The sequence below is a fragment of the Acinetobacter sp. YH12241 genome (assembly GCF_013417535.1).
GTDB lineage: Bacteria > Pseudomonadota > Gammaproteobacteria > Pseudomonadales > Moraxellaceae > Acinetobacter.
Genome location: NZ_VPDQ01000008.1, coordinates 1 through 25433 on the forward strand (window position 1 = coordinate 1; position 25433 = coordinate 25433).

The window sequence follows — 25433 nt, forward strand, 5'->3', positions numbered from 1 at the left end:
AAGTTTAACGGCATATCAAAAGAGTACTTTGATTATCATCTTAAAGAAACTGAATGGCGTTGGATGAGGGAACCTAATGAGTTAGCAACTGAGCTGTGGAACCTCATTAGGTAAAATTAAGTGTAAACCTGCTAGTCTAGAGCCTACCAGATTTTAAATACAAAAAAGCCCCAACATCCTGTTGAGGCTTTTCTGGATTTGCTTTTCAGATCTGACTCCTGTCTGACCTGTCAACGTCCTGTTACTCTGCGCTTTTTATTGTTGTTGTATCGCTTTGCAGACTTCCTGTCTGTCTATGAATCAAACTATAGCCTTGAACTGAAAGTGGGAATAGCCGACAAATTCTGCGCTGCCTGTAGGCTAAAGCGCACATCGCTGTCGTCCTCAGGCACTGACATACTGGATCAGCTTATCCACGACATCTCTGAGTGTTTTATTGTCGAATTCATTTCCTTCAAAGCTGTAGTCTTTATTGCGACTAAAAATGTCTCGCAGCTCTACAATCGCATTGGTATCCACCATACCGAGCTGAGTGCCGACCTGGCGGATCTGATCAATGGAACGTGAGCCATTAGTGACGCCATAACCTATATAGGCTGCCGGCTTGCCTTGCCATTCCTTGGCCAGATAATCCAGCGCATTTTTTAATGCCGGGCTATAGCCATGGTTATATTCGGGACTGATAAAAATAAATGCATCCGCAAGGGCAATAAAGTCAGCCCATTCCTGCTGTTTCGGCTGATCATAAATACCGGTCAATGGGGGATGAGAACCAGCAAAAAGCGGAAGATCCCATTCTTTTAAGTCGACAAGTTCGGTTTCAAGCGTGCTAAAACCATATTTTTTAATTTCCTGTAGTACCCAATGTGCGACCTTAATTGCTGTACGTCCTTCACGCACACTGCCAACCACAATATAAATTTTCATATCTTTCCCTTTCTTATCGCATGCTCATCAAATTAAATTAATCAGATTTCTGAACAGAGACTAGAGAGGATTTGTATCCAGAAACTAAAAAAGCTCCCGAAGGAGCTCTTTTAAATCATGTGATTAGCCGATATTACATCAGCTTCACGCCTTGCTGGCCAGCTGGAGTAACTTTGAAGATTTCGACTTCAAAGGTGATATTTTTACCTGCAAGCGGATGATTAAAGTCCACTTCGGTAATATCATCATTTACGGATCTTACTACGCCATACAAAGTCGATTTGGCCTTGTCTTCAAACTCGATCATGTGACCTTCGATCGGACGTTCGCCAAATTTCACCGTATCAAATTTTTGGACATTTTCAGGATTCCACGGACCAAAAGCTTCTTCGGGCGGGAGGCTGACGGTACGACGGTCACCAGCACGCAAGCCCATCAAGGCTTTTTCAAAACCTGGTAATAGGTTGCCATCACCAATGGTCAGGCTTACCGGTTCTTCACGGCTACGGGTATTGTCAATTTCTACGCCACTTTCGATCGCGACAGAAAAATGAAGCTCGACTTTAGAGCCGTCTTCAACACGAGTTTCCTCGTTAGGATTAATAAAATCAGTCATGTTGCGCCTGTGCACGTTGAATTCGGTGTTTTTCCAGGAAAAACGTATCAATCAGCAGCAGAATCGTACCTAAAGTAATGGCACTATCCGCAATATTAAAAGCAGGGAAGTGGCTGTTCTGATAATAGACATGAATAAAGTCAACCACATAACCCAAAGAAATGCGATCAATCAGGTTACCAATAGCACCACCCAGAATCAGGGCAACCGCTAATGGTAATACTTTCATGCTCTTTGGCATACGCATCAGCCAGAACACGAAAACCACAGACACTAAGCCTGCAAGAGAAGTAAAGAAATAACGTTGCCAGCCACCGGCATCGGACAAGAAACTAAAGGCAGCGCCATAGTTATGTAACAGTGTCCAATTTAAAAAGGGCAGGACGGGCACCGGATCTGCATATTCCAGATGTGTTACCGCAATCCATTTGGTCCATTGATCTAGAATGATCGCCAGAATAGCCAGTCCAATCCACCACAAATTGTGAGGATAGAACTGGAACAGACCCTTTTTCTGCTGTGGGTTAGGCATATTTTCTCTCTTCACCTTGGCCGCTCGGGAGGTTAATAATACAACGACCGCATAGTCCTGGATGTGAGGCATGTGTATTCACATCAGGAAGCACGTGCCAGCAGCGTACACATTTCTCGCCATCTGCCGCAGATACTTTCACGCGTAGACCTTCAAGTTCAGCGTCATTGCCTTGAGCAGCATCAAACGGATTCACGATTACCTGAGAAGTGATCAAAACGAAACGCAGCTCATCACCCAGACGGTCTAGAACAGCTTTCAGTTCATCATTGGCCCACAGCTCAACTTTGGCAGACAGGTTTGAACCCACCAGTTTCTCGTTACGCGCATTTTCAATGTGCTTGTTCACCGCAGATTTCACTGTAATCAGGGTTTGCCAGTCTGCTTCAGACAACAGGTTTGCCTGTGCTGAAACTGGAATATCGTACCATTCAGCAGTGAACACATATTTCTCGCTTTGACCTGGAATTAGTGGCCATGCTTCTTGAGCGGTGAAGCTCAGGATTGGTGCCATCCAGCGAACAAAGGCTTGTACCAGATGATACAGCGCAGTTTGCGCAGAATGACGTGCCTGTGAATCTGCTTTAGTGGTGTACTGACGGTCTTTGATGATGTCTAAGTAGAAACCACCGAGGTCGTTAATACAGAAATTGGTCAAGGCATTGGTCACGATATGGAAGTTCATATCTTCATATGCTTTCTTGATGGTTTCCTGTACATCATTGGCGCGTTGCAGGATGTATTGATCCAGTGCAATCAGTTGATCTACAGGTAGTGCATCAGTTTCCGGATTGAAGCCATTCAAATTCGCCAGCAAGAAACGCAGGGTATTACGGATACGACGGTAACCATCTGATGCACGGTTAAAAATTTCTTTACCTGCGGTCATTTCATAACGGTAATCTGCTGAAGCGATCCAGAAACGCAGGCCGTCTGCACCCATGTTCTTGATAATGTCTTGCGGAGTAATAATATTACCCAGCGATTTCGACATCTTGCGACCTTTCTCATCAACCACGAAACCGTGAGTCAGCAGACCTTTATATGGCGCACGTTGATTGATTGCCATAGAGGTCAATAATGAAGACTGGAACCAGCCACGGTGTTGGTCAGAACCTTCAAGATATAAATCAGCTGGATCAGTTAACTCTTCACGGTCACGCAGCACTGCATAGTGAGTTGTACCAGAGTCAAACCATACGTCTAAGGTATCGCGAACTGCGTTGTACTGCTCAGCATCATTACCAATAAAGTCTTTGGCTTCACGATTATACCAGGCATCAATACCTTCCTGTTCGATTAGTTTAGCCACTTCTTCGATCAGTTCAGGTGTACGAGGATGCAGTTCATTGGTGTCTTTGTGCACGAAGAATGGGATTGGCACGCCCCAAGTACGTTGACGTGAGATACACCAGTCCGGACGGCCTTCGATCATTGCCTGGATACGGTTTTTACCCCAATCCGGAACGAAGCTGATGTCATTTTCAATGGCATTCAATGCGCCCTGACGCAGACCTTTTTCATCCATGCTGATGAACCATTGTGGGGTCGCACGGAAGATAATCGGAGTTTTATGACGCCAGCAGTGCGGGTAGCTATGCTTGATCGGCTTATGTGCCCATAGCTTGTTAGCTTCGCCAAGCGCCGCAATAATTTGTGGATTGGCCTTGTAGATATGTTCGCCTGCAAATAGTGGTGAAGTCGGTAAATACACACCATTACCGCCCACTGGATTATCTACTTTCAGGTTATACAGCAGACCAACTTTATAATCGTCCACACCGTGGCCAGGTGCAGTATGTACAGCACCAGTACCGCTGGTTGCAATAACGTGTTCACCCAGAATAACTGGCACTTGACGCTCAGCGATTAAAGGATGTTGTAGTACCAGATTCTCAAGTTTCGCACCGGCAAAATCGGCAATCACTTCAACCGCGTTAAAGCCATAACGTTCAGTCGCAGATTCAACCAGATCTTTAGCCAGGATAAAGTTTTGCGCCGCTTTATCTTCACCACGTGCAACAACCAATTGGTATTCAATTTCAGCGTGCAGAGCAACCGCCTGATTCGCAGGCAGGGTCCAAGGCGTAGTCGTCCAGATCACGATATCGGTTGAGTCTTTAACTTCAACACCTAAACGTGCAGACAGATCCGCCAGATCCACCACGGTGAAACCCACGTCAATCGCGTCTGACTTTTTATCTTCATATTCAACTTCAGCTTCAGCCAGTGCTGAACCACAGTCCAGACACCAGTTCACCGGTTTAAGACCTGGCTGGATATGGCCATTTTTCGCGATTTCACCGAGTGAACGCACGATGTTGGCTTCCTGCTTGAAGTTCATGGTGAGGTAAGGATTGCTCCAGTCACCAAACACGCCCATACGGATGAAGTCTTTTTTCTGTAGCTCCACCTGACTCAATGCATATTCGCGGCAAGCTTTACGGAAAGTAGGCGCATCCACTTTAACGCCGACCTTACCGACTTTTTCTTCAACTTTCAGTTCAATTGGAAGACCGTGACAATCCCAGCCTGGCACATAAGGCGCATCAAAGCCGTCCATGATGCGGCTTTTAATGATGATGTCTTTAAGTACCTTGTTGACTGCATGACCTAAGTGAATCTGGCCATTGGCATATGGAGGGCCATCATGAAGCACGTATTTTTTCTTGCCAATTCGCGATGCACGAATCTGCTGATAAATGTCATCGGCATACCACTCTTCTAACCATTTCGCTTCACGTACTGCCAGATTTGCTTTCATTGCAAAGTCAGTACCTGGGAGGTTCAGCGTGGCTTTATAATCCACTGCATTTTCAGGAGTTTGCTTATCGCTCATGCAAGTTGTCTTCCAATTTAATCAGTCATTAGACTGACACGTTTTACAATAAAAATACGGGACATTAAAAGGGAAATGTGGGGTGTTTTCGACGAAACTCAAGCAGTTTCTCAACATCATCATCAATTCCGGCCTTTAACGCTTCAAGCGAAGGATAATCTTTTTCGCCATGCAGATAATTCAAGAAGGTTACCCGCATTAACAGGCCATACAGATTAGCAGAAACATCAGGAAAATGTACTTCTAATCGCCATTCCGGATGAGTCTGTTTGATCGCAGGGCGGGTACCTACATGACCGGCACCAAACAGGCTGCCCTGATCATAGCCGGCAATACCCGGCTGTTCAGGATTTTCTTGCTGAACCTTGGCGCTGAGTGATCCGGTTTCACAGACGACTTCAACCCCATAAATACCCTGCAGACAGGGTCTATGCCGGTTTAACCGGACATTAATGGTCGGGAAATCAATGGTACGGCCAATCTGGTCGCCGTATTGCACCCGGCCGGTAATACTATAAGGACGTCCCAGTAATTTGGCTGCCAGAGCCAGGTCACCCGCTTGCAGAGTCTGACGGATGCGGGTAGAACTGACCCGTTCACCATCCAAGGCAATGGTATGCAGGTTGGTAACCTTAAATCCGTAGTCTCGCAGGAATTCACTATTACCTTGACGGTTTTTACCAAAGTGAAAATCATCCCCCAAGACCAGATGCGCTGCATTCAGTTTATCTTTCAGAATGTCGGCAAAGGCTTCGGCACTCAGGCTACGAAAATGATGATCAAACTTGGCGACCGCAATATAGTCCACACCCAGTTCGCTTAAATATTCCACTTTTTCACGCAAAGAGGAAATACGCGGCGGTGCTTCATAAACTTTAAAAAATTCAAGCGGTTGTGGCTCGAAAATCATCACAACAGTTTTTAGTTGCTCAGCTTCTGCAACAGCTTTTAACTGTTTGATCATGGCCTGATGACCCAGATGCACGCCGTCAAAATTACCAATCGTAACGGCGGTTTTTGGCAATTCAGAATGTGACGCTAAAGCATTGAGACGGAGCAGCTGCATAGGCGAAATCAGGGAATTGAAAAATAGGAAAGGCTATATATTGCCATAATCTCAACGATTCGTCTTGTTGTTGTGTTTTTATGCAAAAAAATTATTGAAAAATCACGAAACCCATCAAGAAGAAAGTGTGCCATCCAAGAATCTTCTGCGGTTATTTAAGTGAAAGATCTGCAAAACAGAAATCTAAAAACCCGCTTTTCATTGCCTGGATTTTGCTTTCTAATGTCACGGTTTTCTCAGTATCGAGTAGTTTGCATGTCAGATTCGGCACTCATCATGGCATTGGCCAGTGAATCCAAAGGTTTGTTCGAAGCAGAAGGTGTAGAAGTCCACTATAGTGGCATCGGCAAGGTGAATGCTGCTTTTAAGGCTTTTGAAGTGATTCAGAAAACTCGCTGTAAGACCCTGATTAATCTGGGCACCGCAGGCAGTTCCCATTTCAAGGCGCATGAACTGGTCGAAGTTAAGCGTTTTGTGCAACGTGATATGGATGTTTCACCCTTGGGGTTTGACGTCGGCATTACCCCGATGGATAATCATTTGCCGGGTGCAATTGATCTGGAACCGTTCTTTGCCCATTTACCGAAAGGGGTTTGTGGAACAGGGGACAGCTTTGAAATAGACTTACCAAAAGTGGCTTGTCAGCTGGTGGATATGGAAGGCTATGCGCTGGCCAAGGTATGCAGAAAATTGGATGTGCGCCTGATTTCAGTCAAATATATTACTGACGGTGCAGATGATAGCGCTCACTTGGACTGGGAAGAGAATCTGCTGCTGGGTGCGCAGAAATTATTGAATTTATATCGAACGTTAAAATAATAATAAAGGGTGAGAGAAGGGGTCGGCGACCATAAAATTTATGGTCGTATGCCAAATAATTTTTGCGTTGACCTATTTTTCTTGTGTACGCGGAAGTACGCCGTACAGCATCATATGTACAGTATGCTGGATAATCCGTTGTTGCATGCTGCGGTTACGTAAAGTCTTGCCTGTTACCATTTCCATCTGAGTCGCGAAATCTGCATAGTTCTGGGTTACCGCCCAGATATTCAGAATCAGCAGTTCAGGATCGATATCTTTAGAAATCTTGCCTTGTTCCTGCCAGTTTGAAATCACTTTGGCTTTACGCTTGACCAGTTTTTTCAATGGACCTTTTAAGATTTCTAAAATGTGCGGCGCACCCTGAATCACTTCCAGAGCGAACAGGCGTGAAGCTTTAGGCTGGGTACGCGATACTTCAATTTTTTGCATCAAATAATTGGTAATCGCTTCTTCAGGCTCAAGATCAGCTTCTAGCATTTGTAAAGGTGCCAGCCATTTTTGTAGAACGGTCGTTAAAACCTCTACATAGAGCGCCTCTTTATTTTCGTAATAATAGAAAATATTCGACTTATGCATTTCTGCAATTTGCGCGATCTCATCTAAACTCGCCCCATTAAAACCGTATAGGGAAAAAACATCGAGTGCAGCATTCAGCAGCTGGTTGCGTTTTTGAGTACTCTTTTTTTGTTCCATCAGCAAATATTAAAAACAATTAAAAAGGGAATTTTTAATTGTACGTCAAATCATCAGATTTGTGCATCAAGTCAGGTGCTAATTTTATGAATAATGATGATTTATTCTTTAGATTAAAGATATAATTAGTATCGGTTTAAGGCGCAGGAATTAAAAACCAAGCTTTTGAAAAGGTTGATGATTTTTTAAGTATTAATTATTACCTTGAAGCATCATAAAGTTAAAATAAAATTAATGAATGAAGTTGAAATTTTGCCAATTGCTGAATAAATAATCAGTGAGACAGATATTCTCTTGATTCGAAATAAGGAATCCAGAATAAACAGTTATTCCAGATTCCCTCACATTTTAGGTTGCCAGAACGGCATTCAGAACCTGCTGTTCAAGTTCGGCGAATTTCACATTCTTTTGTCGTGGACGTGGAAGATCAACTTTGAACTCTTTGGCAATATGGCCTTTATCCAACAGGATAATCCGGTCTGCCAGTTGTACGGCTTCACTCACGTCATGGGTGACCAGAATCGCGGTAAAGCCCTGTTCAGTCCATAATTTTTCAATTAGGTTCTGCATATCCAGACGGGTCAGGGCATCCAGCGCACCAAGTGGTTCATCTAGCAATAAAATACGCGGCTTATGCGATAAGGCGCGTGCAAGAGCTGTACGCTGACGCTGACCACCAGACAGTTGTGAAGGCCAGAGCCCGGCTTTCTCTTTTAAGCCGACTTTCTCCAGCATTTGTGAAGCATTGTCATGCTGGTCTTTTGGTAGGCCGAGTTGCACGTTCTGTTCGATGCTGCGCCATGGCAATAAACGCGGATCCTGGAACATCACGCGGATATCATCAGCGGTGATGCCTTCACGGATATGACGTGCGGACTTGAATTTAATTTCGCCATAGCTCTGTTTTTCTAAATCTGCAATCAGACGAAGCAGGGTACTTTTACCACAACCACTACGACCAACAATCGCCAGAAATTCACCCGGCTGAATATGCAGGTCCAGATCTTCCAGTACCTTCACCGAACCATAGAACTTGTGCAGCTGTTCAATAATGATTTCGGCACCCGCAACGGCATTGGGATTGATGTCGGTTGCAGCAGGCTCCTGCACTGCAGTCGGATCATTGGCAAGACGCCCTAAGCTGAGATCAGTCATCACATGCTCCTCAATATTTTTTCAATTATTTTTGATAGCCAGCATGCCAGCGCAGCAGGAATCGTTCTAAGGCCACGGCTAGGACATCTGCCAGTTTACCGAGCAGGGCATACAGTAAAATACCCACCAGTACGACATCAGTTTGCAGGAATTCACGCGCGTTCATGGTCATATAACCGATACCAGACTGGGCAGAAATCGTTTCCGCCACAATCAGCAGTACCCAGACCAGACCGAGTGAAAAGCGTAGACCGACCAGAATTGAAGGCATTGCCCCTGGCAGGATGATTTCTTTATAAAGCTGCCAGCGAGTCAGGCCATAGCTTTTACCCATTTCAATCAGCTGGGGATCGACTGAACGAATCCCATGATAGGTATTGATGTAGATTGGGAAAAACACACCAATCGCGACCAGGAACAGCTTGGCTGATTCATCAATCCCGAACCATAAGATGACCAGTGGAATTAAGGCCAAAGCCGGGATATTACGGATCATTTGCAAGGTGGTATCCAGCAGGGTAGAAGCCGTTTTGGATGAACCATTCAGTAGACCCAAAATCAGCCCTAGACCACCACCTACTAATAAACCACTTAAGGCACGGCCAGCACTCACTTTGACATGTGTCCACAATTCACCGCTGAGCAGCAAATTCCAGAACGCGATGACTACGGCACTTGGTGCAGGCAAAATGCGGCTTTCCAGCAAACTGGTACTCGACGCGATTTGCCAGAGTAGAATTAATCCGACAGGAACTAACTAGGGCAGCAAACGCTGCCCAAGCTGTGTTCCACGTGAAACCTTCTTTTCTGCGAGGGTTTCAACTGAAACGACTTTCGACATTAAGCTGGCTCCTGAATACTCTCAGCCTTCTTGTTCTCATCTGGAGTGTAGTTATTTGCCACAATCTCACCGAATGGACCAGTCAGGTTTGGCTGAGCCAGTTTTTGCTGAGTTTCAAGCGGAAGTAATGGGAATACCAGTTCCGCAAAACGGATCGATTCTTCCAGATGTGGGTAACCTGAGAAAATGAAGGTATCGATACCTAGATCAGCATATTCCTGAATACGTGCTGCGACAGTTTCTGGATCTCCTACAAGCGCTGTACCTGCACCGCCACGTACCAGACCTACACCTGCCCACAGGTTTGGAGACACTTCGAGTTTGCTACGGTCGCCATTGTGCAGCTCAGCCATACGACGTTGGCCGACAGAGTCCATTTGCTTGAATTTCGCTTGTGCAGCAGCAATGGTGGCATCATCCACATACTGGATGAGCTCGTCTGCTGCTCTCCATGCTTCTTCATTGGTTTCACGCACGATCACATGCAGACGGATACCGTAGCTCAGCTTGCGACCTTTCGCTTCCGCTTTGGCACGCACATTTTCAATTTTTTCTTTCACTGCTGCAGGTGGCTCACCCCAAGTCAGGTAAGTGTCAACCTGATCAGTGGCCAGTTCAACGGCTGCATCTGAAGAACCACCGAACCAGAGTGGTGGATATGGTTTTTGAACTGGTGGATAAAGCAGTTTGGCATCATCTACACTGAGACGTTCGCCATGGAAAGTGAAGCTTTCGCCGGTATGTGAATGGGTCAGGATTTCACGCCAGATGGTGGTGTATTCAGCTGCAGTCTTGTAGCGTGTTGCATGATCTTCATAAACGCCGTCGCCTTTTAGCTCTTGCTCATCACCACCCGTCACCAGGTTCAGCAATACACGGCCACCAGACAGACGGTCAAAGGTTGCAGCCATACGTGCAGTCAGAGCAGGCGTAGTAACACCTGGACGCAGCGCGACGAGGAATTTCAATTTTTTAGTGGCATCAATCAGGCTGGCAGCAGTTAACCATGGATCTTCACATGAACGGCCAGTCGGGATTAACACACCTTCATAACCAAGATTATCGACCGCAACCGCAATCTGCTTCATGTAAGCATGATCGACCTGGCGTGCACCTTTGCTGGTACCTAAGTAGCGGCTGTCGCCATGTGTCGGGATAAACCAGAAAATTTTCATGTCTTTGATCCTTAGATTATTTGCCTGCCCAAACGGCTTGCTGAATATTGATAGATTTCGGAATGATCTTGAGTTCGCTGAAACGGTTTGCGAGTTCCTGCTGATCGGCAATTACTTTCTTGGTGAGCGGTGCCGCACCAGACGGATTCGGACGACGCTGGATAAAGGTCTGGCTGACAATCGGTTTTAGACCGGTACTTTGTGCAAAGATGCTTGCAGTTTCAGCCTTATGGCTTTGTACCCATTTATCTGCAACATTGACCTGCTTGATAATGCCTTTTAAGGCTTGCGGATGATTTTTGATCAAATTTTCTGAAGCGAGGTAAAAGGTATAATTCGGACTTAAGCCCTTGCCTGAAGATAAAACTCTGGCTTTATCTTCTACTTGAGCCGCAGCATAGTACGGATCCCAAATTGCCCAGGCATCAATCGCCCCTTTCTGGAAAGCTGCACGCGCATCAGCAGGGCTTAACCAGACCGGCTGGATATCGGTCCATTGTAGACCCGCTTTGCGTACTGCCTGCACCAGTAAATAATGTGAGCTTGAACCGCGGTGTACGCCGACACGTTTACCTTTGAGCTGGCTCAGCTTGGTAATTTTGGAATTGTGCTGGACCAGAATGGCAGAAGATAAAGGTTTTGCAGTTTCATAAGCAAAATAGTGCAATGGCTTATTGCCTGCCTGAGCGTAGACAGGAGGTGTATCTCCAGTTGCACCCACATCGATAGAACCTACCGCCAATGCTTCTAGAATTTGTGGTCCGCCTGGGAATTCATTCCAGCTGATTTTTGCATTTGGAAATTCTTTTTCAAACAGTTTTTGCTGCTGTGCAATCACCAGGTTCACAGAAGCTTTTTGATAGCCCACACGAAGCTGTTTAACAGAAGGATCTACTGCCCAAGCGGCACTTGAACCCAACATCGCGCAAGCAACTAATGCAGCGTTCATTCCATGACTGGAGGTCTTGAACCATGTGATTGCTTTGTTGTGTAGCTGATGTTGAGTCATGATTAAATCCCCTAAATTGTTCTTTGGTTTACTTCGCGATAATTGCAGATTGAATATTCAGTTTGGCTGGAATCAGTTGCTGACCATAGAAAGCATCAGCCACTTGTTGTTGTTTTTGTGCCACTTCGGGAGTGAGTGGTTTTACTCCAAAACCCATGCGTGAAATAGACGTTTTCAATACATCAAAGGCCAGGCCTGTCGGTTTTTCCAGAAGTTTGGCGGCTTCATCCTGATGAGCAGAAACCCACTCAGTGGTCAGGTTGAGTTCATTCACGACAGCTTCAATAATCTGTGGGTTGGCTTCAGCGAACTTGCGATCTGCCAGATAGAACTGATGGTTACTGATGATGTTCTCACCCGTTGCGATGACACGCGCACTAATCTGATGTTCTGCTGCAGCGAAGAACGGGTCCCAGATCACCCAGGCATCGACAGCACCGCGTTCAAAAGCGGCACGGGCATCAGAAGGTGGCAGGTAAACCACTTCGATATCACTGAGTTTCAGATTGTTGGCTTCAAGGACTTTAAGTAGTAAGTAATGAACATTTGAGCCTTTATTTAAGGCAACACGTTTGCCTTTCAGATCCTGAACTGACTGGATATTCGAATCTTTTTGTACGATTAGCGCTTCAGCTTTCGGTGCTTCAGGCTGATTGGCCACATAGACCAGATTTGAATTCGCTGCTTGAGCAAAGATCGGTGGCGCTTCACCGGCTTCACCAAAAGATACGCTGCCGACATTCAAGCCTTCAAGCAACTGAGGACCAGCCGGGAATTCAACCCATTTCACATTCACGCCTTGTTCTTTTAATGACGTTTCTAAGGTGCCACGTTCTTTTAAGATCGGCAGTACGCCATATTTCTGGAAACCAATATTCAGGGTCACGGCTTCCTGTTTTTTGCCACAGCCAGAAAGCATCATCACGCCAGCCACCGCAGCACTAAGGACCGCAGTTTTTGTGAATAATTGAATGTGTGATTGGCGCATGAATCAGAACTCCTGAAAATTTAGAAATGTGAAATGAAGAGCTTAGGCATACGCTAAAGCTTTTTACTTTTCTAAAAAAATAACTATTCAGGAATTTCTAATGAAGAAAAAAGATAAATAAAAAAGTGCAAAACTTATGCAGGAAAGTGATTTACACATTAATTTAGGAAGAAAGAATTATTTATATAAGGCAATGAAATATAAAATTATTTATTCTAAATAAAGTGGCCAGATATGCTTATTAGAAAATCAGCAATAAGATTTTTATGCTGAATGCAGGTTTTATGAATATCATTATCTAAAATAGAGATATGAGAGCGCATAAAAAAGTCACTTTAAAGTGACTTTTTACAGACAATTGAATTGCGCTGATAATTATAAAAAGCCTGTCGGGCATCAGGCAAATCATCTACTGATGCCGGTTCAAAACCCTGTTCCAGAAACCAGTGTGCAGTACGGGTCGTTAAAATAAACAGTTGCTGAATACCCAGACTTTTGGCCTTATCTTCCAGATAATGCAGGATCTGGCTACCGCGGTTGGATTGACGGTAACTTGGATCTACTGCAACGCAGGCGATTTCTGCGGAACGCAGTTCATTGCCCGTAGTCGGAATCGGATACAGGGCAGCACAGGCCAGAATCATGCCGTCACGCTCAATTACCGCGAACTGGTCAATTTCATTTTCCAGACGTTCCCGCGAACGGTAAACCAGAATGCCTTCTTCTTCCAAGGGGCGAAGCAAGCGGATCAGGCCACCGACATCCTGAATATCGGCCATACGCACTTCTTCATAATGCGCATCGGTGATCATGGTGCCGGAACCATCCCGGGTGAACAGTTCTTCCAGCAAGGCGCCGTCATAGGTATACGAAATCAGGTGAACGCGATTGACGCCATTTCGGGAAGCTTCCTGAGCGGCCTTGAGCTGGAGCCGAATTTCAATATCCTGTTCATCAGAAAGAATATAGTCATCCAGTTGCTGTGGGGTTACTTCCCGTTTTAACTGACCCTTACTGTCGAGCAGACCATGCTCTCGACCCAAGATAATCAGTTTATCGGCTTTGAGGCGAGTCGCAGTTTTGGTGGCAACTTCCTCAGCTAGAAGGTTAAAAACTTCGCCTGTGGTTGAATAGCCGGTCGGACCGAGAATCACAATATTATGATTGTTCAGATGACGTTGAATCGCATCAGTATCAATGGCCCGAACTTCACCAGTTAACTGAAAATCGACCCCGTCACGGATGCCATAAGGTTTAGCTGTCACAAAATTTCCTGAAACGGCATCAATGCGCGCACCATACATGGGTGAATTGGCCAGCCCCATCGACAATAGCGCCTCAATCTGTAAACGGATCGATCCTACTGCATTCAGTACACAGCTTAAGGATTCACGAGTTGTGACCCGACGCTGCTGGTGGAAGGGGGTCTCGAAGCCACTCGCAGCCAGATTCTGGTTAATTTGCGGACGCGCGCCATGTACCAGAATCAGGCGGATTCCTAAAGAATTGAGCAGGGCAATATCATGAATGATGTGCTGAAAGTTGCCATGCAATACCGCTTCACCATCAAACATGATCACAAAGGTTTTATTGCGATGAGCATTGATATAAGGCGCAGAATGGCGAAACCAGTGCACATATTGCAAGGTGTTGCTCGGTGAGGTTTCTGCTGCAGTCATAGCTGTGCCTATTTCAATATTTAAAGATCTAGCTTTGATTCTAATGAAAAAATACTGAAGTGGAAGTACAGAGATAAAAAAACACCTGAAGCGAGCTTCAGGTGTCTGCTAGAAGGGCAGAAAAGAGAATGATTAGTTGATGATTCGAACAATCTTGTCGTTACGATCATTGACTAGTACATAGTCACCATTGATTTTGTACCATTGCTGGTTTTTACCTGCTTTCGGCAGACGGCGTGCTTCATAGCCACTGACTTCAAAGCGACGGTTATCGTACTGGTTTGGCAGTTTTTGACCTACGCGCCAGTCACGGCTTGGGTTAACCCCACGGTTGTTGTAACGACGATCATCCCATTTTTTCGCATCTTTATGATCCCAGTGCGGTGCCGGTTTATGTGGTGCATAACGTGGATCATGATGCTGCGGTGCGGCCATTGCAGAAGTAGCAACCAGCGCACTAAGAGATAAGGCAATTGTAGTTAAAACTTTTTTCATGGCTCTCACCTAAAAATCTGTACATGTTTTCGATGAGATTAAATTAGCGAATAAGTAGATAGAAAGCGTGAGGCCAGTTTAGTGGAATTGTTAAATTCATGAAGGAATTTAGGAGATTAGCCACGATTAAAAGGAAAGCTCTAAAATAAGAAAAAGCCTAAAAAGGCTCATCCGAAAAATCAAAAAGCCCAAACGAGGTTGGGCTTTGCATCAGGTTCTAAATCAGTCTCCGATAATCCGGACAATACTGTTATTTTCAGAGTTCACCAGAATGTAGTCATTGTTGACTTTGTACCATTGCTGCTTACGGTCTGGTTTAGGCAGTTTATGGTCCTTATATTCGACCTTGTAGCCATTACTGCGATAATGCTGCGGCATGACATAGCCAGGCTGCCAGCGTAACTGTTGCAGACGTTTAACACCACGTTCTTCACGCATACGACGTTTATCATACTGGTCTTGGTGATCGTCATGGAACCCACGCGCTTTCTTGGCCTGATGATGGCCCGAACCCCGTTCCATACGCTGTTCATCATTGAAATGAGGGGCAGCGTTTGCAACATTTGCCAGCATGAATGCACTGCAAGACATCGCTAATGCTACCAGAACCTTTTTCATGTTGAACCCTCATTCAATTGTTCATTTTTTACAGTAACTAATGTACGGAAAAATTGCAGAGAAACTGTGAAGAACTGGCTGAAGTTTTATATCAATTACAGAGAAATTATGATTATGCCATGATTTTACATAAGCTTAGGATGCACTTCAGTCAGTTGACCAGTTATACCCAGCCCCATTGGCATTTCAGCAAAACCGGGATCAAGATGCAAGCGCAATGTCCTGAATTGTGTATCAAAACCGTCTCAAATTAGTGGAAAAATATTCTTTTTAAGCACCAGATCTTGATTCAGTCATTGCAATTTTTCAATTCCACTGTTCCGTTAAACCCTGTAAGGACTGAATGGCTTCAGCCACAGACTCTGCCTCGACTGCATCTTCTAAAGCCAAAATCAGGGCAGTTGATAACTGCAAGTTTTCAATACGACGAATAGTTTCAGTTTTACGTTTTTGGTCTGCCATTAAATTTTCCTTCGCTTTGACTTAACTTGAAAAGCATTATAAAAATTTTATATTAATTTGGAAAACCGAATAATTTTATATTATTGATTCATTAAAACGATTTATATCTTTTTTTTTAAAGAATTTAAGGATAAGAAAAGCGCACTATCCGTAAATGCGCTCTTTCGGGATCTAATGAACGATCTTAATAGGCATAGTTCAGATCAGTATAGTCACTTAGGGATTTCTGTACATGTGCCTGAATAAAAGTACGCACATCTTCTGCTGTCATTGCTTTGCCCTGATTGCTAATCACATGTTCAATTTCAGGCTGACCTTCGATCTTGATGCGATAGACAAAGTGTTTCGCTACCTGATAGCGATCGTCCAGTTTTTCGATACCGGTCACATAATGATAGGAATGTTCAAAATTCAGATCGGTATGGGAAAAGACAAACTGGTCAAACAGTTTCAGTTTTTGACCATTTTCGAGTGCCTGAATGTCATCGACAATGCTGGCATCAAACTTCATGCCGTATTTTTCAGAGATCGGCTGCTGATCGACCAGCAGAGAGACCATGCCATCTTCCAAAGTCGTCACGGTGATGTTGTTTAAGTCAGTCATGTTGCACTCAAATAAAAATCTGTTGGCGCTAGTATAGGGGAATTTGCAGCGAACTGAATAAAGACAGTATTGTAGAAATAAGAAAGGTCTGGCTGATTCAGTCTGAAATCTGGATGAATTGGGCAGAAGAATAAGCCAGCTTTCAAATGGGTCTTATCTTTATAGAGTTTAAAAACAAAAAGCCAATGCGGACATTGGCTTTTAAATAGGCGTCAATTAAAGCTTAATCTTGAGCATCAATACTTTGACCATTCATATGCAAGCTATCTTCACCCATCAGGTACAGATAGGCTGGCATGATGGAATCCGGTGTCGGTAAGGTTTTCGGATCTTCATTCGGATAAGCCTTGGCACGCATTGCCGTACGTGTAGCGCCTGGATTGATACAGTTAAAACGGATATTCGAATTGACCCGTTCTTTGGCAAATAACTGGCTCACTGCTTCAATGGCAATTTTTGAAACTGAATAAGCGCCCCAGCATTCCCGGGCTTCACGACCTACGCCGGAACTGGCAAAGACCACAGAAGCATGTTTGGATTTTTCCAGCAAGGGTAACAGGGCTTGGGTAATCACAAAAGGCGCACGAAGGTTAACCGCCATGACATCATCCCAGACATTGACCGGGTATTCCGCCAACGGCACTCGTTCGCCTAAAATACCGGCATTATGCAAAATCCCGTCCAGACGGCCAAACTGGCGATCGAGCGTGTCGAGCAATAACTCATAATCACGTTCAGAGGCGCTAGATAACTGTAATGGGAGAATGGCAGGTTGCGGCGCCCCCAAGCTTTCAATCTCGTCATAGATGACTTCAAGCTTGTTTAAGGTACGCCCATGCAGAACTACAGTCGCCCCATGCAGGGCATAGCTGATTGCTGCTGCACGACCAATGCCATCGCCCGCACCCGTGATCAGGATAATACGATCTTTTAACAGATCGGGGCGAGGTTGATATTCTGAATACTTCATTATCTACCTCCTCATTATTATTGTTAAGTGTCTTCAGTAGTTTCAGGAATCAAGACAGGACACTTGGCTCGCTCAAGACCAGTTTTTGAATGTGCTGATGTAACTCATTCACTGTATTCACTATATAGTCGGCTTGCCAGGCTGTTAAGTCATCTTTGTATTGCAGTGGTAAATAACCGTATGCTGCCAGTATGGTATACATCTTGGCATTGCGGCCTGCATCAATATCCCGTGGATGGTCACCGACATAGATACAGTCCTCTGCAGCCAGCTGTAGCTGCTCGGCAGCCAAATACATTGGCTCTGGATCTGGCTTGGTTCGGGTCACATCTTCCGGACAGACCAGTACGGCACAGCGCTCGGTCAGGTTTAAAGCTTTAAGTAAAGCTTCGCTCAACCAGCGCGGTTTATTGGTTACGATTCCCCAAGGGATATCATTTTCCTCTAATTCTTCAAGTAAAGGATACATTCCGCTGAACAGGTCTGTATCTACTGCAATATCTGCACCATACATATCCAGAAAACGCTGGCGATGATCCAAGAAAACCGGGTCTTCCAGTTGCAGTTCCGGATAGACCAATTTGACCATAGCACGTGCACCTTCTGAAACCTGGGTACGGATCAGATCAGCTTCAACCACTTCACGGCCGGCTTCGCGGCACATATGCTGGATAATCCGGATAAAGTCAGCCGCAGTATCAATTAAAGTACCATCTAGGTCGAATAGAACAGCCTTCATTGGGCGGCCTCTTGCGTGTTTTCTTTAACGGTGTACACCATATAGTTTACATCGACATTCGGTGCCAGCCAGTAACGCTTGGTCAGCGGGTTATAATGCAGGCCAGTCATATCTTTCAGTTTTAAACCGGCATTACGGATGTCGTGCGCCAGTTCAGACGGCTTGATGAATTTGCTGTAATCATGTGTACCTTTGGCCAGCATACGCAGGATATATTCTGCACCAATGATCGCGAACAGATAAGATTTTGGATTACGGTTAATGGTCGAGAAGAAGACATGACCACCCGGTTTGGCCAGTTTATAACAGGCCTGAATAATAGAGGCTGGATCAGGTACATGTTCCAGCATTTCCATACAGGTAACCACATCGTATTGACCGGCTTGCTCTTCTGCCAGCTGTTCTACCGGAATCTGACGGTATTCAATATTGCTAACATCTTCCTGCTCAGCATGGATGCGTGCCACATTCAGTGGCGCTTCGCCCATATCAATGCCCAGCACCTGAGCGCCACGGCGCGCCATGCTTTCTGACAGGATGCCCCCGCCACAGCCCACATCCAGCACTTTCTTGCCGCTCAAGCCACCAGCATGTTCATCAATCCAGTTGAGACGTAGCGGATTGATCATATGCAATGGGCGGAACTCGGAATGCTGATCCCACCATATAGCTGCAAATGCTTCAAACTTGGCAATTTCTTGTGGATCAACATTCAATTGCGACATCGGTGTCACCTCAATCAGTCGTGATTATTTAAAATTTAAGTTCGCCCAGAGGCGGTATAAACAGATTTAACTTCTTGTAAATCAGTACACTTGTTTAGTGTAGCGATTCTGGAAAAAAAAGCGATAAAAGCTGTAAAAAAGTTCACAGAATAAAAACGAAACCGGCATAATTACTTTATAGTGAAGCCATAAATTAGACATAATGATTTAGAGGACGATAATCCCAATGAAAAAATTTATTTTAGGCACTGTAGCCGCATCTGTTTTGGCATTTTCTGGCAGTGCAATGGCCGCCAACTTTGTAGCAGGTCAAGACTATCAAGTCTTGGCGAATCCAGTAAAAGTTGAAAAGCCGGGGAAAATTGAAGTCCGTGAATTCTTCTGGTATGGCTGTGGTCACTGCTATTCACTTGAACCACACATGCAGAGCTGGTTAAAAAAATTGCCTAAAGATGTACGTTTCGTGCGTACCCCAGCCGCGATGAATCCGCTATGGGAACAGGCAGCACGCGCATACTATGTGTCTGAAGCTCTAGGTGTTCGTCAAAAAGCACATTTGCAGCTATTCCATGATATTCATGCGAAGAAACAGCCAATTCTGGAACAGGCTCAATTAGCCAAGTTCTATACCCGTTATGGTATTTCTGAAGCGAAATTTAATACCACTTATAAATCATTCCCGATTTCTTCAAAAATCGCACAGGCCAAAAATCTGGCTGCGACTTATCAGTTGAGCGGTGTACCAGCGGTAACCGTAAATGGTAAGTATGTGGTTCAGGGCGATGATGCCAAAGTGGTTCAAGTGGTAAATTATCTGGTTGAAAAAGAGCGTAAAGCTAAATAAACCAGATCTGCATGAATCTAAAAACCCGCAGCTATATGCGGGTTTTTTTATGTCAGGATAAAATTGAATTGTGAAATAGATTTCACTCAGATGAGACTCCGGTTTGAGATAAACTTCCACGAAATAACAGTTCTAACTGCTTTAGGCTTTGGGCTTTGAAGTCATTTATCCGAGTTTGTCGCAGTGCAGGATCAGGCTGTGCCTGAAGCTGAATCCAGCCCATAGCCCAGTTTAATGCGAGAGGAACTAAGATCTGTGCCAGTGCAGTTAACTCGGCTGGAGAAGGAGATTGCTGGACGGCTGGAATCTGTTCCAGGGTATGCCGTAAATCTTGGGTCAGATAATGAATTTCCCGCTCAATGCCTTGTCTGAGGATATTGGAACCGCCCCAACGTTCGGCACTGACAAATGTCCAGGCTTCGGGATGGGCATCGACTGCTTGAAAAAACAGTTCGATTTTGGCTGAAAGCTCATCCAGAGAAAAATCTGCAGGTCCCAACTGACTCAGCACACCTTTGAGATGAATTGAAACCTGATCCAGAAGTTCCAGCCCCAACTGATCCATATTCTGAAAGTGTCGATAAAACGCAGCAGGCACCAGCCCGACTTCATGAGTGATTTCGCGCAGGCTGATGCTGCTAAATGCATAGCCACGGCTGCTCAATGCCAAGGTAGCATCGAGGAGGGCCTGGCGGCTTTGGTGCTTGCGTTCTTCACGTAAAGACATAGGGATTTTCCTTCGGCAGATTTGCAGTTTAGCAAAAAACATCTGTCCATCGCAGTAGCGCAGATGGACTGAAAAATCTATACAAGCAAAGCGTGTCCAGTGATTTTGTAAATGATCTGTCCTCTGTTCCAATCTTGGCGGAGGCTTCTGTTATACTGAGCCGCAATTATTTTTAGTCAACAGCAGGACCTATTATGCGTATCGACCAACGAGCATTAGATCAATTACGTGAAGTGAAAATTACCCGTAACTATACACGTTATGCGGAAGGTTCCGTATTGGTTGAATTTGGTCATACCAAAGTGCTGTGTACTGCCAGTGTGGACAGCTCTGTACCACGTTTCCTGAAAGGTCAGGGTCAAGGCTGGGTAACAGCAGAATACGGCATGCTGCCACGTTCAACACATACCCGTAGTGATCGTGAAGCTGCTCGCGGCAAACAAAGTGGCCGTACTCAGGAAATCCAGCGTCTGATCGGTCGTAGCCTACGTTCAATGGTCGACCTGAAAAAACTTGGTGAAAATACCATTACCATTGACTGTGACGTGATCCAGGCAGATGGTGGTACCCGTACTGCATCAATTACGGGTGCAGCCGTAGCATTGATTGATGCCATGAACGTATTGCTTGAGAAAAAGAAAATTAAACAGGACCCACTTAAAGGTCTGGTAGCAGCCATTTCTGTAGGTATTTTTAAAGATGAAGTCTTGCTGGATCTTTGCTATGAAGAAGATTCAAACTGTCAGACTGACTTGAATGTCGTGATGACTCAGGCAGGTGAATTTATTGAAATCCAAGGTACTGCTGAAGATAAGCCATTTACCCGTGAGCAATGCAATGACATGCTGGCCATGGCTGAAAAAGGGATTCAGGAACTGATCAAGAAACAGCAAGAAGCTTTGGGCTGGTAAGCTTTTCAAGTTGTAAAAAACGCATCTTCGGATGCGTTTTTTATTGTACCTACACATTGCCTGACAAAAAATGAACAGGATCTGTCTACTGTGTAACCTCTGTTTTAAGCGATGATCTTTTAACCAAATCTCATTCAGAGGGGTATAACATGAAAATATGGTTGATGGCATTTTCAGTATTTGCTGTACTGGGTTTAACTGCCTGTGATTCGAATTCTCGTGATGAAAACCGTGATGGTGCAAATATGAAACGAGGAAGTGATACCAATTAACAGAGTAGAGGCCATTCAACCTCTATGATTTATATCCTTGAGAATAAGAAAAAGGGTGCTATGGCACCCTTTTTTAATAATAAGACTTTAACCATTAAAACGCATCGACAGGTCAATGGCTTTGACATCTTTGGTTAGTACGCCCATCGAAATATAATCTACGCCTGTACTCGCCACTTCACGTAAGTTATCAATGGTGATATTGCCTGAGGCTTCCAGTTTACAGCGACCAGCCACATGTTTGACCGCATCAATCATTTGCTGCTGACTGAAATTATCCAGCATCACGATATCAGCCTCGGCTTCTAGGGCCTGATTCAGTTCATCCCAGGTTTCAACTTCCACTTCAACTGGTTTACCCGGTGCAATCTGGTGGGCCATGGCAATCGCCTGGCGAATGCCGCCGGCTGCCATAATATGATTTTCTTTAATCAAAAAGGCATCGAATAGGCCCAGACGGTGATTCTGACCACCACCGACAGCAACAGCATATTTTTGGGCAATACGTAAGCCTGGCAGCGTTTTACGGGTATCTAAGAGCTTGGTATGCAGACCGTCCAACTCTTTGACATAGGTTGCTGTTTTGGTCGCAACTGCAGACAGCGTCTGTACAAAGTTCAGGGCAGGGCGTTCTACAGTCAGTAGGCTACGTGCAGAACCGGCCAGTTTTAGAAAAGCTTCATTGGCAGCGACATGATCGCCGTCATTTTTTAGCCAGATCACTTCTACACTCGGATCATAGGCCTGAATCAGGGCATTGACCCAAGGCTGACCAGCAAGAACCATTGCTTCACGGCTAATAATCGTGGCAGTCGCCTGTTCATCTTCAGGAGTCAGCAGGGCAGTAATGTCACCATCGCCAATATCTTCGGAGAGTGCCTGTTGAATATTGATCTGAATCGACTGTTCTAGCAAAGCCTGAGATATGCTCATGAGTATTTCCGTATCTTTTTTAGCCGTGAAAAATTGTGCGTTATCTTAACACCGTTACATTAAAATGAGCGATTTTTCATACAGCCTGCCGGGATGAATTGAGATTTGCCTATGAAAGTTTTAGCATTAAGCCGGCTGCAATCCTGATATTGCAGATTTTATTTTTGTACAGGACAGTTTTATGCAACAGGCAGCTGAGTTTCAAATCCGGGACGGGCAATTGCTCGGGGCGCGCCAGATCCCTTCTCCAAATTATAATCAGCGGCCTGAACATACCGATATCCAGTTAATGGTGATCCATAACATCAGTCTGCCGCCGTCACAGTTTGGTGGTGGCTATATTGAACAGTTTTTTCAGAATCAGCTGGAGTGGTCAGTGCATCCGTATTTTCGGACTATTGAAGGCATGCAGGTGTCGGCGCATCTGCTGATTTTGCGTTCTGGTGAAGTGCTGCAGTTTGTGAATTTCAATGACCGAGCCTGGCATGCAGGTCGTTCCAGCTATCTGGCCAAAAAAGAATGTAATGATTATTCCATCGGGATTGAACTGGAAGGCAGTGATGACCTGCCGTTTGAACAGGCACAATATGATGCCTTGGTCAAAGTCACCGCCTGTTTGCAAGACTATTATCCAAAAATGCAGCAGCATATTGCCGGACATTCGGATATTGCACCGGGACGTAAAACCGATCCGGGACCATATTTTGACTGGTGTGCTTTTCGTGCCCAGTTACAACATTATAAGAACCCATGACCCTTCAGGAAGTCATGTGATTAAGCAATGAACTTCTTTTGCAAGTTTCATTACAATAGGCCCAAATTAATTATTAGGTGAATAGGATGGCGCTTTGGCGTTCGACCGTAATTGTCAGTGCGATGACCATGTTGTCGCGGGTTCTGGGATTGGTCCGGGATGTGGTTTTACTGAATGTATTCGGTGCCGGTAAAGATTTCGATACCTTCGTGGTGGCATTTCGTATTCCAAACTTTTTCAGACGGCTGTTTGCAGAAGGGGCATTCTCCCAAGCCTTTATTCCGGTACTGACTGAATATAAGACCAGTCGCACCCATGCAGAAGTGCAGATCCTGATCAGCCGGGTCTTTGGCTGTCTGGCTACCTTCATGACCACCCTGACCATGATTGCCATCATTGCCGCACCGGTGATCATGTATATCTATGCGCCAGGGTTTCATGGCGATGAAGCAAAGTTTGCGCTGGCCACAGACATGTTCCGCCTGACCATTCCCTACCTGCTGTTTATGTCACTGACGGCTTTTGCCAGCAGTATTCTGAACAGTTATGGCTCTTTCAGTACGCCAGCCTTTGCTCCGGTTTTATTGAATATTGCCATGATTGCCGGTGCGCTCTGGCTCACGCCTTTTATGGCAGAGCCGATTATGGCACTAGGCTGGGCCGTCGTCATTGCCGGGATTTTGCAGCTGGCAATCCAGATTCCAGAGTTATGGCGTAAAAACCTGCTGATTCCACCGAAAGTGGACTTCAAGCATGAAGGGGTGGATCGCATCATGAAACTGATGCTACCCGCTTTATTTGGTGTATCCGTCACCCAGATCAACCTGTTACTGAATACGGTTTGGGCCTCTTTCATGCAGGACGGTTCAGTGTCGTGGCTGTATAGTGCTGAACGGATGACCGAGTTACCATTGGGTCTGATTGGTGTGGCAATCGGTACCGTGATTCTGCCGTCCTTATCCACACAGCATACAGAAAAGAATCCGGAAAAATTCCGCGACATGATGGATTGGGCAGCGAAAGTCATTGTGCTGGTGGGTCTACCAGCCAGTATTGCCTTGTTCATGCTGTCAACACCGATTATTCAGGCATTATTTGAACGCGGACAGTTCACTTTTGAAGATACCCAGATGACGGCGCTGGCATTGCAATGTATGAGTGGCGGTGTGATTGCTTTTATGCTGATTAAAGTCTTTGCTCCCGGCTTCTATGCCCAGCAGGATACTCGTACACCGGTACGCGTCGGTTTAATGGCGGTAGCAGCCAATGCGATTCTGAACGTGATCTTTATTGGTTTCTTTAAGCTGATTCATTGGGAAGCGGAGCATATGGCACTGGCACTGGCTTCGACCGGTTCAGCCATGGTCAATGCGGGTCTGCTGTATTTTTATCTGCATCAACGCAATATTTTCCGTTTTGGCGCACACTGGAAAAAAATCTTTATGCAATTCATGTTTGCCAATGTGGTGATGATTGCAGCCTTGGCCTATGCACTGAGCTGGTACAATGGTGATGTATCACAGTGGATGCGTGTACTGGAAGTGCTGATTTTATGTGTGGTAGGAGTCGTGGCGTATTTGGCCGCATTGGTCGCTGCTGGTTTCAGACCACGCCATATCAAACCGTAATTCATTTTGGGCGCATAAAAAACAAGAGCCAAATGGCTCTTGTTTTTTCTGTAGGAAACTTTTCCTTAAGCAGAACTCAGTCGCTAGACCTTGCCGCGAGAAAGGAAACCAACAATGGCAAGAATAACGGCAATCACCAATAAGATAATTGCGAAATCCTTAGATAAGCCTGCTACTCCACCGAAACCAAGTAGACTGGCAATCAAGGCAATCACAGCAAAAATAATAGCCCAGCGAAACATATCAATTCTCCATGTGTTTTTATTCTCAAATCCAGTATAGGAATATTCGATTTTGGGCACTGTTAGTGTTTTGTTGATGTACTGTCTCTGATTTAACAATAGTTTACGTGATATTAATAAGATTCACGTCCCTACATTTCCTTTGTTGAGACTTGGTATAATAAGCT

The 25433-nt window shown here is 45.1% G+C and carries 27 protein-coding genes and 2 pseudogenes; 7 read left to right on the forward strand and 22 right to left on the reverse strand.

Annotation, left to right across the window (positions count from 1 at the left end):
• Positions 1 to 114: pseudogene (locus FTV18_RS06435) on the forward strand (IS1595 family transposase); the annotation flags it as partial.
• 270 nt (positions 115 to 384) lie between these two features.
• On the opposite strand, the gene FTV18_RS06440 reads toward FTV18_RS06435, so the two are convergent.
• From FTV18_RS06440 to ribF, 5 genes are all read right to left on the reverse strand, one after another.
• The gene (locus FTV18_RS06440; protein ID WP_005232867.1) at positions 385 to 927 is read right to left on the reverse strand and encodes an NADPH-dependent FMN reductase; all 543 of its coding nucleotides are present in this window, start codon (positions 925 to 927) and stop codon (positions 385 to 387) included.
• Between the two features lie 133 nt (positions 928 to 1060).
• Positions 1061 to 1543, reverse strand: coding sequence for a peptidylprolyl isomerase (locus FTV18_RS06445; protein ID WP_125278879.1), 483 nt, complete (start codon positions 1541 to 1543; stop codon positions 1061 to 1063).
• Positions 1536 to 2075 (reverse strand): signal peptidase II, encoded by a 540-nt coding sequence (gene lspA, locus FTV18_RS06450; protein WP_004781354.1) that lies wholly within the window; start codon positions 2073 to 2075, stop codon positions 1536 to 1538. Before lspA ends, FTV18_RS06445 begins: the two co-directional genes overlap by 8 nt.
• On the reverse strand, positions 2068 to 4914 hold the full coding sequence (ileS, locus tag FTV18_RS06455; protein ID WP_180017312.1) for an isoleucine--tRNA ligase: 2847 nt from the start codon (positions 4912 to 4914) through the stop codon (positions 2068 to 2070). The genes lspA and ileS overlap by 8 nt, the downstream gene beginning before the upstream one ends.
• 64 nt (positions 4915 to 4978) lie before the next feature.
• Positions 4979 to 5980, reverse strand: coding sequence for a bifunctional riboflavin kinase/FAD synthetase (gene ribF, locus FTV18_RS06460; protein WP_180017310.1), 1002 nt, complete (start codon positions 5978 to 5980; stop codon positions 4979 to 4981).
• Between the two features lie 255 nt (positions 5981 to 6235).
• Between ribF and FTV18_RS06465 the strand changes: the two genes are divergently transcribed.
• A complete protein-coding gene (locus tag FTV18_RS06465; RefSeq protein ID WP_180011126.1) occupies positions 6236 to 6799 on the forward strand; it encodes a 5'-nucleosidase in 564 nt (187 codons plus the stop codon).
• Positions 6800 to 6871: 72 nt separating this feature from the next.
• Here the strand turns inward: FTV18_RS06465 and FTV18_RS06470 are convergent, their stop codons facing one another.
• The 14 genes and pseudogenes from FTV18_RS06470 to ubiG form a co-directional block, all read right to left on the reverse strand.
• On the reverse strand, positions 6872 to 7495 hold the full coding sequence (locus FTV18_RS06470; protein ID WP_005232857.1) for a TetR/AcrR family transcriptional regulator: 624 nt from the start codon (positions 7493 to 7495) through the stop codon (positions 6872 to 6874).
• Positions 7496 to 7843: 348 nt separating this feature from the next.
• Positions 7844 to 8650 carry an ABC transporter ATP-binding protein gene (locus tag FTV18_RS06475; protein WP_180002555.1) on the reverse strand — a complete coding sequence of 269 codons (807 nt, stop codon included), beginning with the start codon at positions 8648 to 8650 and terminating at the stop codon, positions 7844 to 7846.
• 25 nt (positions 8651 to 8675) lie between these two features.
• A pseudogene (gene ssuC, locus FTV18_RS06480) lies at positions 8676 to 9491 on the reverse strand (aliphatic sulfonate ABC transporter permease SsuC).
• Positions 9491 to 10666: an FMNH2-dependent alkanesulfonate monooxygenase gene (ssuD, locus tag FTV18_RS06485; RefSeq protein ID WP_180017308.1), complete on the reverse strand. Its 1176-nt coding sequence runs from the start codon at positions 10664 to 10666 to the stop codon at positions 9491 to 9493. Before ssuD ends, ssuC begins: the two are co-directional and overlap by 1 nt.
• 16 nt (positions 10667 to 10682) lie before the next feature.
• Positions 10683 to 11615 (reverse strand): sulfonate ABC transporter substrate-binding protein, encoded by a 933-nt coding sequence (locus FTV18_RS06490; RefSeq protein WP_257218576.1) that lies wholly within the window; start codon positions 11613 to 11615, stop codon positions 10683 to 10685.
• A gap of 88 nt (positions 11616 to 11703) precedes the next feature.
• Complete coding sequence (locus FTV18_RS06495) at positions 11704 to 12663, reverse strand: sulfonate ABC transporter substrate-binding protein (RefSeq protein ID WP_180017306.1); 960 nt, start codon at positions 12661 to 12663, stop codon at positions 11704 to 11706.
• Between the two features lie 335 nt (positions 12664 to 12998).
• Complete coding sequence (argA, locus tag FTV18_RS06500) at positions 12999 to 14342, reverse strand: amino-acid N-acetyltransferase (RefSeq protein WP_180017304.1); 1344 nt, start codon at positions 14340 to 14342, stop codon at positions 12999 to 13001.
• 132 nt (positions 14343 to 14474) lie between these two features.
• Positions 14475 to 14837 (reverse strand): RcnB family protein, encoded by a 363-nt coding sequence (locus FTV18_RS06505; RefSeq protein WP_166137582.1) that lies wholly within the window; start codon positions 14835 to 14837, stop codon positions 14475 to 14477.
• Positions 14838 to 15059: 222 nt separating this feature from the next.
• Positions 15060 to 15455: an RcnB family protein gene (locus FTV18_RS06510; RefSeq protein ID WP_180017302.1), complete on the reverse strand. Its 396-nt coding sequence runs from the start codon at positions 15453 to 15455 to the stop codon at positions 15060 to 15062.
• A 306-nt stretch (positions 15456 to 15761) separates the two neighbouring features.
• Entirely contained in the window at positions 15762 to 15917 is a 156-nt protein-coding gene (locus FTV18_RS06515) for a hypothetical protein (RefSeq protein ID WP_004781372.1), read from the reverse strand.
• A gap of 184 nt (positions 15918 to 16101) precedes the next feature.
• Entirely contained in the window at positions 16102 to 16521 is a 420-nt protein-coding gene (locus FTV18_RS06520) for a hypothetical protein (RefSeq protein ID WP_004781373.1), read from the reverse strand.
• A gap of 223 nt (positions 16522 to 16744) precedes the next feature.
• Positions 16745 to 17491: a YciK family oxidoreductase gene (locus FTV18_RS06525; RefSeq protein ID WP_179991891.1), complete on the reverse strand. Its 747-nt coding sequence runs from the start codon at positions 17489 to 17491 to the stop codon at positions 16745 to 16747.
• Positions 17492 to 17540: 49 nt separating this feature from the next.
• The gene (locus FTV18_RS06530) at positions 17541 to 18230 is read right to left on the reverse strand and encodes an HAD family hydrolase (RefSeq protein WP_034704017.1); all 690 of its coding nucleotides are present in this window, start codon (positions 18228 to 18230) and stop codon (positions 17541 to 17543) included.
• On the reverse strand, positions 18227 to 18955 hold the full coding sequence (gene ubiG, locus FTV18_RS06535; protein ID WP_159124177.1) for a bifunctional 2-polyprenyl-6-hydroxyphenol methylase/3-demethylubiquinol 3-O-methyltransferase UbiG: 729 nt from the start codon (positions 18953 to 18955) through the stop codon (positions 18227 to 18229). The genes FTV18_RS06530 and ubiG overlap by 4 nt, the downstream gene beginning before the upstream one ends.
• 226 nt (positions 18956 to 19181) lie before the next feature.
• Here ubiG and FTV18_RS06540 point away from each other — a divergent pair, with 226 nt between their 5' ends.
• Positions 19182 to 19799: a thiol:disulfide interchange protein DsbA/DsbL gene (locus tag FTV18_RS06540; protein ID WP_004781380.1), complete on the forward strand. Its 618-nt coding sequence runs from the start codon at positions 19182 to 19184 to the stop codon at positions 19797 to 19799.
• Positions 19800 to 19881: 82 nt separating this feature from the next.
• Here FTV18_RS06540 and FTV18_RS06545 read toward each other — a convergent pair whose 3' ends face one another.
• A complete protein-coding gene (locus FTV18_RS06545; protein ID WP_180017300.1) occupies positions 19882 to 20526 on the reverse strand; it encodes a TetR family transcriptional regulator in 645 nt (214 codons plus the stop codon).
• Between the two features lie 194 nt (positions 20527 to 20720).
• Here FTV18_RS06545 and rph point away from each other — a divergent pair, with 194 nt between their 5' ends.
• Positions 20721 to 21437, forward strand: a complete 717-nt coding sequence (gene rph / locus FTV18_RS06550) for a ribonuclease PH (RefSeq protein ID WP_004781384.1) — start codon at positions 20721 to 20723, stop codon at positions 21435 to 21437.
• Positions 21438 to 21586: 149 nt separating this feature from the next.
• Positions 21587 to 21709, forward strand: a complete 123-nt coding sequence (locus FTV18_RS15700) for a hypothetical protein (protein ID WP_257218575.1) — start codon at positions 21587 to 21589, stop codon at positions 21707 to 21709.
• An 87-nt stretch (positions 21710 to 21796) separates the two neighbouring features.
• Here FTV18_RS15700 and nadC read toward each other — a convergent pair whose 3' ends face one another.
• Positions 21797 to 22642, reverse strand: a complete 846-nt coding sequence (nadC, locus tag FTV18_RS06555) for a carboxylating nicotinate-nucleotide diphosphorylase (protein ID WP_034704010.1) — start codon at positions 22640 to 22642, stop codon at positions 21797 to 21799.
• A 181-nt stretch (positions 22643 to 22823) separates the two neighbouring features.
• Here nadC and ampD point away from each other — a divergent pair, with 181 nt between their 5' ends.
• Positions 22824 to 23396 (forward strand): 1,6-anhydro-N-acetylmuramyl-L-alanine amidase AmpD, encoded by a 573-nt coding sequence (gene ampD / locus FTV18_RS06560; protein ID WP_180017298.1) that lies wholly within the window; start codon positions 22824 to 22826, stop codon positions 23394 to 23396.
• A 77-nt stretch (positions 23397 to 23473) separates the two neighbouring features.
• On the forward strand, positions 23474 to 25024 hold the full coding sequence (gene murJ, locus FTV18_RS06565; RefSeq protein ID WP_171505608.1) for a murein biosynthesis integral membrane protein MurJ: 1551 nt from the start codon (positions 23474 to 23476) through the stop codon (positions 25022 to 25024).
• Positions 25025 to 25107: 83 nt separating this feature from the next.
• Here murJ and FTV18_RS06570 read toward each other — a convergent pair whose 3' ends face one another.
• Complete coding sequence (locus tag FTV18_RS06570; RefSeq protein ID WP_004647174.1) at positions 25108 to 25266, reverse strand: DUF1328 domain-containing protein; 159 nt, start codon at positions 25264 to 25266, stop codon at positions 25108 to 25110.
• Positions 25267 to 25433: the final 167 nt, after the last annotated feature.